The following is a 12,081-nucleotide window of genomic DNA, read 5'->3' on the forward strand; positions in this document are numbered from 1 at the left end:
TTATGACCTTCAATATTGCTCTTAATTTTGAGGACGGCATTACCCGCTTTATTCAATGCCATGCCGGAGAGAAGGTGCTGGATGCCGCCTATCGCCAGAAGGTGAATCTGCCGATGGACTGCTCGGACGGCGTTTGCGGTACCTGCAAATGCCACTGCGCCAGCGGTGAGTACGACCTGGGTGAAGATTATCTCGACGAGGCGTTAAGCGACGACGAAGCGCAGGCCCGCCAGGTGCTGACCTGTCAGATGGTCCCGACCAGCGACTGCGTGATCGATGTGCCGGTGGCCGCTGCCCAGTGCAAAACGGCCCTGGCGACGCTCGGGGCGCAGGTGCGGCAGGTGAATTTACTGTCCGATACCGCCATCGAACTGGTGGTCGCCCTCGATGAGCCGCTGGCCTTCCTGCCGGGGCAGTACGTCAACATTCAGGTGCCGGGCACGCTTCATGTCCGCGCCTACTCATTTAGCTCGCAACCGGGTTCCCTCGAAGGGCGTTTCCTTATTCGTAACGTGCCTGGCGGCATGATGAGTCAGTGGTTAACCCAGCGGGCGCGGCCCGGCGATCGTCTTACCCTCAGCGGCCCGATGGGCAGCTTCTATCTGCGCCACGGCGAACGTCCGCTGCTGATGCTGGCGGGCGGTACCGGCCTGGCGCCGCTGCTCTCCATGCTCCATACCCTGCAGACACAGGGCAGCCAGCGTCCGGTGATGCTGCTGTACGGTGTTACTCGTGACTGCGATCTGGTGAAAACCGACGCGCTGGATACCTTTATTCAACAGCTGACGGGGTATCGTTGGCTACCGGTGGTGGCCGATGAAAACAGCACTTGCCTGCAGCGCGGCTTTGTCACCGACCATCTCGACGACGCGATGCTGAACAACGGCGACGTGGACATCTATCTCTGCGGCCCGCCGCCGATGGTTAACGCGGTTGCCACGGCGTTGCGCGACCGCGGGATCACCCCGGCGGGGTTCTGGTATGAGAAATTTATCGCCAGCCAGAGCGCGGCGGCATAAGGAGACAAAATGCGTTTTACCGATAAAGTCGTCGTCATCACCGGCGCGGCGCAGGGCATTGGCCGCCAGACGGCGGAGCAGGCGGCTGCAGAAGGCGCGGCTCTGCTGCTCATCGATCGCTCGTCATACGTCCATGAGCTGGCGGCGACGCTGGCGCAATCCGGCTGTCTGGTGCTGGCGCTGGAGGCGGATCTGGAAGCGTGGGAAAGTACCGAGCAGGCGTTTGCCGCCGGGGTCGCTCATTTTGGCCGTATCGACGTGCTGATCAACAACGTTGGGGGCACCATCTGGGCGCGCCCCTTTGCCGAATATCAGCCGGAGCAGATTGAGAAAGAGATCCGCCGCTCGCTGTTCCCCACGCTGTGGGGCTGCCGCGCGGCGCTGCCATGGATGCTGAAGCAGGGCAAAGGCAGCATCGTCAACATTTCGTCGGTGGCGACGGCGGGAGTGAATCGGGTGCCGTACTCGGCGGCGAAAGGCGGCGTTAACGCACTGACCCGCTCGATTGCCATGGAGTACAGCGGCAGCGGTATTCGGATTAACGCCGTGGCCCCGGGCGGGACCGAGGCGCCGCCGCGCCTGACGCCGCGTAACGAAGAGCAGCCGAGCGAGCAGGAAAAGGCGTGGTATCAGCAGGTCGTCGATCAGACGGTGGCGAGCAGTCTGCTGCACCGGTACGGCACGCTGGCGGAACAGGCGAATGCGATCCTGTTTCTCGCCAGCGATGAGGCCAGCTATATCACCGGCGTGACGCTGCCGGTAGCCGGAGGCGATCTCGGCTAACGGCGGGTGGCGTACCAGCAGAGCAGGGAGCCGAGACATACCATCCCGGCCCCCTGCCAGAAGGACCACGACAGGGTCGCACTCAGCAGGATCGCCGCCAGCGCAGAGGAGAGCACCGGCGTGAAGTAGGAGGCCGCCGCCAGCAGGCTGACGTTGCCGTGCAGGATGCCAACGTTCCACGCCGCGTAGGCCAGCCCCAGCGCCACGGAGACCGTCATCAGCTTAATGACCACCGGCCAGCTAAACAGCATCGGCGGCTGGTCGCTGGCGAGAAATTTCAGCCATAGCGTCAGGGCGGTTAACAGGACGAACAGCGTAATGGCGTTTTTACCGCGGGCATATTTGGCCGTCACCGTGCAGTAGGCGGCCCAGATAAACGCCCCGACAAAGGCCAGCAGATAGCTAAGCGGGCTGGAAATGACGTTACTGATAATCTCATCGGGCTGTAGCCCATGCTCACCGCCCAACACCCAGCCAACGCCCAGCAGGGCGAGAATCAGTCCGGGGATCACCAGCCAGCTGCTTTTCTGGCCGTTAAAGAGAATGGCGAATAAAATCGTCAGGCTGGGCCACAGGTAATTGACCATTCCCACCTCAATGGCCTGCTGGCGGCTGGCGGCATAGCCCAGCGACAGCGCGAGGCAGATTTCATAGCTGACAAACAGCACGCTGCCGGCCAGCAGATAGCGACGCGGGATCTGGCGCAGGTTGGGAAAGCCGATGGTAAAGATCAGCAGCAGGCCGCTAAGGCTGTAAATCATCGCCGCGCCGCCGACCGCTCCCAGTCCTTCGCTGACGCCGCGAATCAATCCGACCATCGTGCTCCATAAGATAATGGCGGCGAAGCCGATCGTCGTGGCTCTCTTTTTCTCCATGCTTTTCCTGATGGTTACGCAAATGCAGCCGGCATATATATCATCTTTTTATCGGTGAGGGGCGAAATTTTCCGCCGTTGCTAACCCTTAGGGATTAGCGAAAATGGCCAGGGCTGGCGATTAAGGGGGCGAAGGTTTTCCTCCTTGATTTGACGCAAATTTTCCCGGGATTTTGCTGTTAGTTTCCTCCGCGCGATGAATCAACATCCTGCATGGAGGAATGCAATGGACGTCAGCCGCAGAAAGTTCTTTAAGATCTGCGTAGGCGGTATGGCCGGAACTACCGCCGCCGCCCTGGGCTTTGCCCCTAAAATGGCGCTGGCTCAGGCACGCAATTTCAAATTGCTGCGTGCGAAAGAGATCCGCAACACCTGCACTTACTGCTCCGTGGGCTGCGGGCTATTAATGTATAGCCTCGGCGACGGTGCGAAAAACGCCAAAGAAGCGATCTACCATATCGAAGGGGACCCGGACCATCCGGTGAGCCGCGGCGCGCTGTGCCCGAAAGGGGCAGGCCTGCTGGACTATGTCCACAGCGAAAACCGTCTGCGTTATCCGCAATACCGCGCCCCGGGCTCGGATAAATGGCAGCGCATCTCGTGGGATGAAGCCTTTAACCGCATCGCCCGACTGATGAAAGCCGACCGCGACGCCAACTTTATTGAAAAGAATGAACAGGGCGTGACGGTTAACCGCTGGCTTTCCACCGGCATGCTGTGCGCCTCGGCGGCAAGCAATGAGACCGGCATGCTAACGCAAAAATTTGTGCGATCGCTGGGTATACTGGCGGTAGACAACCAGGCGCGCGTCTGACACGGACCAACGGTAGCAAGTCTTGCTCCAACATTTGGTCGCGGTGCGATGACCAACCACTGGGTGGATATCAAAAACGCCAACGTCGTGGTGGTGATGGGCGGTAACGCCGCCGAAGCCCATCCGGTGGGTTTCCGCTGGGCGATGGAGGCGAAAAACAATAACGACGCCACGCTGATCGTCGTCGACCCGCGCTTTACGCGCACCGCGTCGGTGGCCGATATCTATGCGCCGATTCGTTCCGGTACCGACATTACCTTCCTGTCGGGCGTGCTGCTGTACCTGATCGAAAATAACAAGATCAATGCCGAGTACGTTAAGCATTACACCAATGCCAGCCTGCTGGTGCGGGATGATTTTGCCTTCGAAGAGGGGCTGTTCAGCGGCTACGATGCGGAAAAACGCCAGTACGATAAATCGTCCTGGAACTACCAGTTCGATGAAAACGGCTACGCCAAACGCGATGAAACGCTCAGCCATCCGCGCTGCGTGTGGAACCTGCTGAAGCAGCACGTTTCCCGTTACACGCCCGAGGTGGTCGAAAACATCTGCGGTACGCCGAAAGCGGACTTCCTTAAAGTGTGCGACGTGCTGGCCTCAACCAGCGCCGCGGACCGCACCACCACCTTCCTGTATGCCCTGGGCTGGACGCAGCACACCGTCGGCGCGCAGAACATCCGCACCATGGCGATGATCCAGCTGCTGCTCGGCAATATGGGCATGGCCGGCGGCGGCGTCAACGCCCTGCGCGGCCACTCTAATATTCAGGGGCTGACCGATTTGGGCCTGCTGTCGACCAGTCTGCCGGGCTATTTGACGCTGCCATCGGACAAACAGACCGATCTGCAAAGCTACCTCAGCGCCAACACGCCGAAGGCGACCCTGCCCGAGCAGGTGAACTACTGGAGCAACTACCCGAAATTCTTCGTTAGCCTGATGAAATCCTTCTACGGCGAGGCGGCGCAAAAAGAGAACGACTGGGGCTTTGAGTGGTTACCGAAGTGGGACCAGGCTTACGACGTTATCAAATACTTCAATATGATGGATAACGGCAACGTCACCGGCTATATCTGCCAGGGCTTTAACCCGGTTGCCTCCTTCCCGGACAAAAACAAAGTGGTTCGCAGCCTCAGCAAGCTGAAATATATGGTGGTTATCGACCCGCTGGTGACCGAAACCTCGACCTTCTGGCAGAACCACGGCGAGTCTAATGATGTCGACCCGTCGGCGATTCAGACCGAAGTCTTCCGTCTGCCGTCGACCTGCTTTGCTGAAGAGGACGGTTCGATCGCCAACTCCGGCCGCTGGCTGCAGTGGCACTGGAAAGGTCAGGATGCCCCAGGTGAAGCGCGCAATGATGGCGAAATCCTTGCCGGGATTTACCATCGCCTGCGCGAACTGTACCGCACCGAAGGCGGGAAGGGCGCGGAACCCCTGCTGAAGATGAGCTGGCGCTACAAGCAGCCGGACCATCCGGAATCGGAAGAGGTGGCAAAAGAGAACAACGGCTACGCGCTGGCGGATCTCTACGATCAAAATGGCACTTTGCTGGCGAAAAAAGGCCAACTGCTCAATAGCTTCGCGCTGCTGCGCGATGACGGCAGCACCGCGTCGTCTTGCTGGATCTATACCGGCAGCTGGACCGAGCAGGGTAACCAGATGGCGAATCGTGATAACGCCGATCCTTCGGGCCTGGGCAATACGCTGGGATGGGCCTGGGCGTGGCCGCTCAATCGTCGGGTGCTGTACAACCGCGCTTCGGCCGATATCAACGGCAAGCCCTGGGATGCGAAGCGGATGCTGATCCAGTGGAACGGCAGCAAGTGGGTCGGGAATGATATTCCGGACTTCAATACCGCGCCGCCAGGGAGCAACACCGGGCCGTTTATCATGCAGCAGGAGGGGCTGGGTCGCCTGTTTGCGCTCGATAAACTGGCGGAAGGGCCGTTCCCGGAGCACTACGAGCCGATGGAAACCCCGCTTGGCACTAACCCGCTGCACCCGAAGGTGGTCTCCAGCCCGGTGGTGCGGTTGTATGAAGAGGACGCCATTCGCTTAGGTAAGAAGGATAAATTCCCGTATGTCGGGACCACCTATCGTCTGACCGAGCATTTCCACACCTGGACCAAGCATGCGTTGCTCAATTCCATCGCGCAGCCGGAACAGTTTGTCGAAATCAGCGAAGGGCTGGCGAAAAGCAAAGGTATCGCTAACGGCGATTGGGTGAAAGTCAGCAGCAAGCGCGGCTTCATTCGCGCGGTTGCCGTGGTGACCCGCCGACTGCGCACGCTGAACGTCAACGGCCAGCAGGTGGAGACCGTCGGGATCCCGCTGCACTGGGGTTTTGAAGGCGTGGCCCGCAAAGGCTACATCGCCAACACCCTGACGCCTAACGTTGGCGATTCCAACTCGCAAACGCCGGAGTACAAGGCGTTCCTGGTCAACATCGAGAAAGCGTAAGGAGCGATTCAATGGCGATGGAAACCCAAGACATTATTAAACGCTCCGCGACCAACCCGATCACCCCCGCGCCGCGCGCGCGGGACTATAAAGCGGAAGTCGCCAAGCTTATCGATGTCTCCTCCTGCGTGGGCTGTAAAGCCTGCCAGGTGGCCTGTTCCGAGTGGAATGACATCCGCGATGACGTGGGGCACTGCGTCGGAGTGTACGACAACCCGGCGGATCTCAGCGCCAAATCCTGGACGGTAATGCGTTTTAGCGAGACCGAACAGAACGGCAAACTGGAGTGGCTTATCCGCAAGGATGGCTGTATGCACTGCGCAGAGCCGGGCTGCCTGAAAGCCTGCCCATCCGCCGGGGCGATTATTCAGTACGCCAACGGCATCGTCGATTTCCAGCAGGAAAACTGCATCGGCTGCGGCTACTGCATTGCGGGGTGTCCGTTTAACGTCCCGCGCCTCAATAAAGAGGATAACCGGGTCTATAAATGCACCCTGTGCGTGGATCGGGTCAGCGTCGGCCAGGAGCCGGCCTGCGTGAAAACCTGTCCTACCGGCGCGATCCACTTCGGTACGAAGAAAGAGATGCTGGAGGTGGCCGAGGAGCGGGTGGCTAAGCTTAAAAAACGCGGTTATGCCAACGCCGGGATTTACAACCCGCCGGGCGTCGGCGGAACCCACGTGATGTACGTCCTGCATCATGCCGACCAGCCGGAGCTGTATCACAAGCTGCCGAAGGAACCGCAGATCGATACCAGTATCAGTCTGTGGAAGGGGGCGCTGAAACCGCTGGCGGCGGCGGGCTTTATCGCCACCTTCGCCGGGCTGATTTACCACTACATCGGTATCGGGCCGAACAAGGAAGTTGACGACGACGAGGAGAAGCATGATGAGTAAATCGAAGATGATTGTGCGCACAACGTTTATCGATCGCGCCTGTCACTGGACGGTGGTTATCTGTTTCTTCCTCGTGGCGCTGTCGGGAATATCGTTCTTCTTTCCGACGCTACAGTGGCTAACGGAAACCTTCGGCACGCCGCAGATGGGGCGTATTCTGCACCCGTTCTTTGGGGTGCTGATTTTTGTCGCGCTGATGTTTATGTTCGTGCGCTTTGTCCACCACAACATCCCTGATAAACAGGATATTCCGTGGCTGAAAGGCATCGTCGAGGTGCTGAAAGGCAACGAGCATAAGGTGGCGCGCGTCGGTAAGTATAACGCCGGGCAGAAGATGATGTTCTGGACCATCATGAGCATGATTTTCGTGCTGCTGGTGACCGGGGTGATTATCTGGCGCCCATATTTTGCGGAATATTTCCCGATGCAGGTGATTCGCTATAGCCTGCTGATTCACGCAACATCGGCCATCATTCTGATCCACGCCATCCTTATCCATATGTATATGGCGTTCTGGGTGAAGGGGTCGATTAAGGGAATGATTGAAGGCAAGGTGAGCCGCCGCTGGGCGAAGAAACACCACCCGCGCTGGTATCGCGATGTCGAACGCCTGGAGGCGATGAAAGAGAGTCGTGAAGGGATGAAGTAAGCCTTCACGGCGCGAAACCCGCTCCGGAGATGTCGGAGCGGGTTCCCGGCAGTCAACAGTTCGTGATAAGTGTATCGATTGAATCGATAACGCCCTGGCGCGCATGACTCAGATTGCAGACGAAATCCTGTGGCGGGATCCGTTTATTATTTAAGTTACTGATCATTGGCGTACAAAGTAAAAAGCTGTCAAATTCTATATTTATCCTTGGTACGACATGCTGATGCCAGCGTGGTAACTGGTGTGGTCGCATTAAAGGAATAATGACTCTCGTGGCCAGGTCTGCATAATAATCATTCTGCACGATCATATAATATGGCAGGGTTTTATTTGTCTGAGCAGAACAATTTCGATAAACATTGAATTGTTCAAGCATCATAGCACCCTGAAAAATTCATCATCAGTAAGAGTGCCTCCTTTTGCAATAAATTCATTCATTGCGGCAATGAATTCCTTGTGCTGTCGCTGTTTATCTGCTTCTCGTAAATCCTTACCTGGCTGTTCTGACGCCTTCTGGACGGGTACGTCAGTGGGTCTTTTACGTAGCGTATTACTTTTCATCATAGGCTCCTTGCGGTTGGTTCTGTGATTATTTACTTTACCCACTAAAAAATAAATACCAGCAGTAAGTTTAATATTTATTTTGCGAGACAGCTTCCAGAGGGAAGTAACAGCCTGAAATATTCATGGTTATAGTAATAAACCTGGCGCTGGCATTAACCAGCGCGACGGGAAATAATCAAAACTTCTCTGGAATGAAGCGGAAAGGAAAATTAGTCTGTTTCATTTTGCCAATTTTGCGCTTCGGCAGCGTCACAGGCTCCACCGGTAAAGCTTCATAGGGGATCTGCGACAGCAGATGGGTGATGATATTCAGACGCACGCGCTTTTTATCCTCCGAGCGGGCGACGAACCACGGCGCCCAGGCGGTATCGGTGGCGGCGAACATGGCGTCGCGGGCAGCGGTATATTCATCCCAGCGGTTGAAAGACTTAATGTCCATCGGCGAGAGCTTCCAGATTTTACGCCCGTCGTCGATGCGATCCCGCAGACGGCGCTCCTGCTCCTGCGGAGAGACCTCCAGCCAGTACTTGAGCAGAATAATGCCCGATTCGACCATGCCGCGCTCCACCATCGGCGCGCCGTCGAGGAACTTCTGCACCTCCTCCGGCGTACAAAAGCCCATCACCCGTTCGACGCCGGCGCGGTTATACCAGCTGCGATCGAAAATCACGATTTCGCCGGCCGCCGGGAGATGCTTGATATAGCGCTGAAAGTAGAGCTGGCTTTTTTCGCGCTCGGTGGGCGAGGGTAAGGCGACGACCCGGAAGATACGCGGGCTGACGCGCTCGGTGATGGCCTTAATGGTGCCGCCTTTCCCGGCGCCGTCCCGGCCTTCAAAGACAATGCACACTTTCAGTCCTTTGTGTACCACCCAGCGCTGCAGTTTCACCAGCTCAACGTGGAGTTTGCGCAGCGCTTTCTCGTACGCTTTGTTGTCGAGCGGCGCGATTTTTGCCGCCGTGTCGACCGGATTACCGCTTTTCTTGTTGCCCATCGCCATGCTCCGTGTTGCCGAGGTATCCCTTTGAAGTGTAATCCTCCCCCGGCGAGGCGGTGGAAAATTATTCACCGGGTTTTCCCGCCAGGATGACTTCCAGTCCCACCCGCTGCCCCCACGACAGCTCCAGGGTGTTACCGTCCGGGTCGGCAAAGAAAGCGAAATAGCCCACCGGATCGCCCAGCTGCTCCGGCTCCCGGCGTAAAACACCTTCCCGCCGTGCGAGGGCCACTTTCTCATCGATCTCGGCCTGGGTGGCGCAGGCGACGCCGAGATGGCCGAACGGTCCCAGCGGCGTATCGGCCGGATCGTCACTTTGCACCAGCACCAGGGCGAAAGGCCGGGTGCGGTCGCTGAGCCATGCCACTTTTCGCGCCGAGGGGAGGTCGGGCTCGCGCTGGTGAATGACGGTCATCGCGGTATAGCGGGTATAAAAATCGATGCTGCTGGCCAGACAGCGGACGGTAAAGGCGACATGAGTAAAACCGATATCAACACTTTGCATGGATAATTCTCCCAAGGTGAACGATGTTTTGACTTTACAACCTCAAGTTAACTTGAGATCAATGAGGTGTTTATCTCTTTGAGCTCACTGATTTTGATAGGGGATTGTTTCTACGAAACCACGCCGCCGGTATGCCACGCGGCTGGGGAACATGAACGAATCAGGCTGTTGTATGGAGGAAACTGCCGTCGGGCGTTTTTAGCTGGTGTGTCGGGGCGGGATGGTAAATAATGCCGGCCGGCTCTCAATACCCCTATAAGATGTATGAAAAAAACGATTTTTTCACTGGCGCTGGGCACCTTTGGACTTGGCATGGCGGAGTTTGGCATTATGGGCGTGCTGCCGGATATGGCGCACGATGTCGGAATATCCATTCCCGCCGCCGGCAATATGATTGCCTGGTATGCCTTCGGCGTGGTGATCGGCGCGCCGATCATGGCGCTGCTCTCCAGCCGGTTTTCCCTGAAATCGGTGATGCTGTTCCTGGCTGGCCTATGTATTCTCGGCAATACCCTGTTTACCTTCTCCAGTAGCTACGCCATGCTGGCGCTTGGCCGGCTGGTTTCCGGGTTTCCCCACGGGGCGTTCTTTGGCGTCGGCGCGATTATCCTGTCGAAAATCGCGCCGCCGGGGAAGGTGACCGCCGCGGTGGCGGGGATGATTGGCGGCATGACGATCGCTAACCTGGTGGGCGTCCCGGGCGGCACCTGGCTTGGGCATCACTTCAGCTGGCGCTATACCTTTGCGCTTATCGCGGTATTTAACGTGGCGGTATTTCTGGCGATCTTCTGCTGGGTGCCCACGCTTTATGACCGGGCCAGCACGCGGCTGCGCGAGCAGTTCCGTTTTCTTGCCTCCCCGGCGCCGTGGCTGATTTTCGCCGCCACCATGTTCGGTAACGCCGGCGTGTTTGCCTGGTTCAGCTATATCAAGCCCTTTATGCTCAATGTATCCGGCTTTGCTGAAAGCAAGATGATGCTGATTATGATGCTGGCGGGGCTGGGAATGGTGGTCGGCAATCTGTTCAGCGGCAAAATTTCCGGGCGCTACAGCCCGCTGCGCATTGCGGCCATGACCGACGGGGTCATAGCCGTGACGCTGCTGCTGATCTTTGCCTTCGGTGAACAGAAAGTCGCTTCGCTGGCGCTGGCGTTTCTCTGCTGTGCGGGACTATTCGCCCTGTCAGCGCCGCTGCAGATCCTGCTGCTGCAGAACGCCAAAGGCGGCGAGATGCTGGGGGCGGCCGGGGGACAGATCGCCTTTAACCTCGGCAGCGCCATCGGCGCCTTCTGCGGCGGAATGATGATCGCTCAGGGCTTTGGCTGGAACAGCGTGGCGCTCCCCGCCGCCGCGCTGTCGTTTCTGGCGATGAGCGCCTTGCTCATCTATGGCTGTCATCAGCGGCGACAAGCTTACTAACGACGCCTACTCACGCCAGGGTTCGCCCAGGGTCAGCATCAGGCGGTTGGCCCAGGCGAAAAAGGCCGCGGACTGCAGCAGATCCAGCTGGGCCAGAGTATCTAAGCCCTGCTCATCAAGCGCCGCCAGATGATTGGCGTTTAACGCGGGTGGCGTCACCGATAGCGCGGCGGCGGCGTCGATTTCCGCCTGCCAGCGCGGCGATTGCCCGTCGCGCAGATCCTCTCCGGGCGTCACCGCCAGCAGCGTGTCGACGGCGGTCTCGTCCTTCGCCAGCTGCGCCGCTTTGCGGGCATGCACCGAGGCGCAGTAAATACAGCCGTTGATTTTACTGGCGACCGTGGCGGCCAGCTCGCGTTCGGCGCGCGGCAATCCTCCCGCGGTATAGAAAATGCCCTTATCGGTCAGGGTCCGCTGCTCCAGCACCGGCTGGTTGCGCGCCAGCAGGCGAAAGTAGGGGGAGTCGCTATGGCCATATTTGGCCAGAATCGCCTGTTCTTCAGCGTTGAATTCCGCCAGCGGTTTATCGGCCAGCCAGGGTTCCCAGTGCAGCTCGTCGCGGGTGAAGCGAACCGGGGCCGCTTTGCCGCTCTGCGCGTACGGGGTGGTATGCCAGTATCCGGCGACCAGCGGCGTATCTGCGCTGACGATGGGCTTATGGTTGAGCGCCCGCAGGCCCAGCAGTAGTCGGCTCTGGAAGCTGACAAAGGCTACCAGCTGCGCCAGGGTGACGATGCCCCGCAGGCTCCAGCCCGCGCTGGTTAAGGTGTGCAGCGCGCCGGGAGTGGCTTCAACGGGGGTGAAGGTGAGCAGGCGGGCAAAGGCCAGCGCCGGGACCAGACGATCGGTGGTCGGATCGGCGAGGCCGAAACCGGCATAGTGCGCCGCCAGCGCGTCCGCCTGGTGCAGTTTCGCCACCTTCGCGGCCACCGCGAAGCGTTCATCAAGAGGAAAGTCAGCGTCCTGCTGGCGGAACAGCACTTCATAACTTCCCTGGGCGTGACGGGTGGCGGCATCGCGGACGGCGCGCGCCTGATCGAGCGGGGAACCGGGGGCGATCTCCGCCAGTTCGGCCAGAATATCCTGACTCAGCGTCATGGG

12 protein-coding genes are annotated in these 12,081 nt (G+C 58.7%); 6 read left to right on the forward strand and 6 right to left on the reverse strand.

The annotated features are described in order from the left end of the window. Positions 1-2: 2 nt before the first annotated feature. Positions 3-1,019: a benzoate 1,2-dioxygenase electron transfer component BenC gene (gene benC / locus IB144_RS12355; protein ID WP_062920690.1), complete on the forward strand. Its 1,017-nt coding sequence runs from the start codon at positions 3-5 to the stop codon at positions 1,017-1,019. Between the two features lie 9 nt (positions 1,020-1,028). Further along, positions 1,029-1,802, forward strand: coding sequence for a benzoate diol dehydrogenase BenD (gene benD / locus IB144_RS12360; RefSeq protein ID WP_004143751.1), 774 nt, complete (start codon positions 1,029-1,031; stop codon positions 1,800-1,802). Here the strand turns inward: benD and yddG are convergent. Next, entirely contained in the window at positions 1,799-2,677 is an 879-nt protein-coding gene (gene yddG / locus IB144_RS12365; RefSeq protein WP_004180090.1) for an aromatic amino acid DMT transporter YddG, read from the reverse strand. The two genes, benD and yddG, sit on opposite strands and share 4 nt — an antisense overlap. 225 nt (positions 2,678-2,902) lie before the next feature. Here yddG and fdnG point away from each other — a divergent pair, with 225 nt between their 5' ends. From fdnG to fdnI, 3 genes are read left to right on the forward strand one after another with little or no spacing between them, the layout of a single operon-like run. After that, positions 2,903-5,950: a formate dehydrogenase-N subunit alpha gene (gene fdnG, locus IB144_RS12370; RefSeq protein ID WP_149358946.1), complete on the forward strand. Its 3,048-nt coding sequence runs from the start codon at positions 2,903-2,905 to the stop codon at positions 5,948-5,950. Between the two features lie 11 nt (positions 5,951-5,961). Next, positions 5,962-6,846, forward strand: coding sequence for a formate dehydrogenase subunit beta (gene fdxH / locus IB144_RS12375; RefSeq protein WP_004143747.1), 885 nt, complete (start codon positions 5,962-5,964; stop codon positions 6,844-6,846). After that, on the forward strand, positions 6,839-7,495 hold the full coding sequence (gene fdnI / locus IB144_RS12380) for a formate dehydrogenase-N subunit gamma (protein WP_002906457.1): 657 nt from the start codon (positions 6,839-6,841) through the stop codon (positions 7,493-7,495). Before fdxH ends, fdnI begins: the two co-directional genes overlap by 8 nt. A gap of 52 nt (positions 7,496-7,547) precedes the next feature. Here fdnI and IB144_RS12385 read toward each other — a convergent pair whose 3' ends face one another. The 4 genes from IB144_RS12385 to IB144_RS12400 form a co-directional block, all read right to left on the reverse strand. Continuing rightward, positions 7,548-7,874, reverse strand: a complete 327-nt coding sequence (locus tag IB144_RS12385) for a CcdB family protein (RefSeq protein ID WP_074440773.1) — start codon at positions 7,872-7,874, stop codon at positions 7,548-7,550. Next, positions 7,871-8,056: a hypothetical protein gene (locus IB144_RS12390; protein ID WP_004175994.1), complete on the reverse strand. Its 186-nt coding sequence runs from the start codon at positions 8,054-8,056 to the stop codon at positions 7,871-7,873. Before IB144_RS12390 ends, IB144_RS12385 begins: the two co-directional genes overlap by 4 nt. Positions 8,057-8,234: 178 nt before the next feature. Next, the gene (ppk2, locus tag IB144_RS12395; protein ID WP_004180084.1) at positions 8,235-9,053 is read right to left on the reverse strand and encodes a polyphosphate kinase 2; all 819 of its coding nucleotides are present in this window, start codon (positions 9,051-9,053) and stop codon (positions 8,235-8,237) included. Between the two features lie 67 nt (positions 9,054-9,120). Beyond that, entirely contained in the window at positions 9,121-9,561 is a 441-nt protein-coding gene (locus IB144_RS12400) for a VOC family protein (protein ID WP_065888669.1), read from the reverse strand. Positions 9,562-9,825: 264 nt separating this feature from the next. Here IB144_RS12400 and araJ point away from each other — a divergent pair, with 264 nt between their 5' ends. Further along, positions 9,826-10,980: an MFS transporter AraJ gene (araJ, locus tag IB144_RS12405; RefSeq protein WP_002906449.1), complete on the forward strand. Its 1,155-nt coding sequence runs from the start codon at positions 9,826-9,828 to the stop codon at positions 10,978-10,980. 6 nt (positions 10,981-10,986) lie between these two features. Here araJ and IB144_RS12410 read toward each other — a convergent pair whose 3' ends face one another. After that, the gene (locus IB144_RS12410) at positions 10,987-12,078 is read right to left on the reverse strand and encodes an alkylhydroperoxidase domain protein (protein ID WP_062920692.1); all 1,092 of its coding nucleotides are present in this window, start codon (positions 12,076-12,078) and stop codon (positions 10,987-10,989) included. Positions 12,079-12,081 lie beyond the last annotated feature (3 nt).

This window comes from Klebsiella sp. K4, from assembly GCF_014596785.2.
GTDB classification, from domain to species: domain Bacteria; phylum Pseudomonadota; class Gammaproteobacteria; order Enterobacterales; family Enterobacteriaceae; genus Klebsiella; species Klebsiella pneumoniae.

Excerpts from the sequence above, each read along its gene's own strand:
- benC (WP_062920690.1), top strand. The coding sequence starts at position 3 with ATGACCTTCAATATTGCTCTTAATTTTGAGGACGGCATTACCCGCTTT.
- benD (WP_004143751.1), top strand. The coding sequence starts at position 1,029 with ATGCGTTTTACCGATAAAGTCGTCGTCATCACCGGCGCGGCGCAGGGC.
- yddG (WP_004180090.1), bottom strand. The coding sequence starts at position 2,677 with ATGGAGAAAAAGAGAGCCACGACGATCGGCTTCGCCGCCATTATCTTA.
- fdxH (WP_004143747.1), top strand. The coding sequence starts at position 5,962 with ATGGCGATGGAAACCCAAGACATTATTAAACGCTCCGCGACCAACCCG.
- fdnI (WP_002906457.1), top strand. The coding sequence starts at position 6,839 with ATGAGTAAATCGAAGATGATTGTGCGCACAACGTTTATCGATCGCGCC.
- IB144_RS12385 (WP_074440773.1), bottom strand. The coding sequence starts at position 7,874 with ATGATGCTTGAACAATTCAATGTTTATCGAAATTGTTCTGCTCAGACA.
- IB144_RS12390 (WP_004175994.1), bottom strand. The coding sequence starts at position 8,056 with ATGAAAAGTAATACGCTACGTAAAAGACCCACTGACGTACCCGTCCAG.
- ppk2 (WP_004180084.1), bottom strand. The coding sequence starts at position 9,053 with ATGGGCAACAAGAAAAGCGGTAATCCGGTCGACACGGCGGCAAAAATC.
- IB144_RS12400 (WP_065888669.1), bottom strand. The coding sequence starts at position 9,561 with ATGCAAAGTGTTGATATCGGTTTTACTCATGTCGCCTTTACCGTCCGC.
- araJ (WP_002906449.1), top strand. The coding sequence starts at position 9,826 with ATGAAAAAAACGATTTTTTCACTGGCGCTGGGCACCTTTGGACTTGGC.
- IB144_RS12410 (WP_062920692.1), bottom strand. The coding sequence starts at position 12,078 with ATGACGCTGAGTCAGGATATTCTGGCCGAACTGGCGGAGATCGCCCCC.